2 protein-coding genes are annotated in these 232 nt (G+C 68.5%); one reads left to right on the forward strand and one right to left on the reverse strand.

The features are described 5' to 3' along the window. A partial coding sequence (locus SB754_RS23240) for a CoA transferase (protein ID WP_410784596.1) occupies positions 1-150 on the reverse strand: 150 nt, incomplete at its 3' end. Here SB754_RS23240 and SB754_RS23245 point away from each other — a divergent pair. Continuing rightward, on the forward strand, positions 149-232 hold an 84-nt coding region (locus SB754_RS23245), incomplete at its 3' end, for a CoA transferase (RefSeq protein WP_410784597.1). The genes SB754_RS23240 and SB754_RS23245 overlap by 2 nt on opposite strands.

Consider the following 232-nt stretch of genomic DNA (forward strand, 5'->3'; position numbering starts at 1 on the left):
GGCGACGACGCTCTCCTTACCTCGGTTCATGGCGTGGAACGAGACAGTGTCGGCACCCGCTCGGCTGCCCGCGAAGGCGAGCGTGCGGCCGATGTCGCCCTCACCCGGCCGCTCGATCTTGATCACCCTGATCGCACCGCTCGAGGGCATGCTCGTCCTCGACTTCAGCCAGTTCCTAGCGGGACCCGTCGCGGCGACACGCCTGGCCGACCTCGGTGCGCGGGTGATCAAG

The sequence above is a fragment of the Leifsonia sp. SIMBA_070 genome, from assembly GCF_046534635.1.
GTDB lineage: Bacteria > Actinomycetota > Actinomycetes > Actinomycetales > Microbacteriaceae > Leifsonia.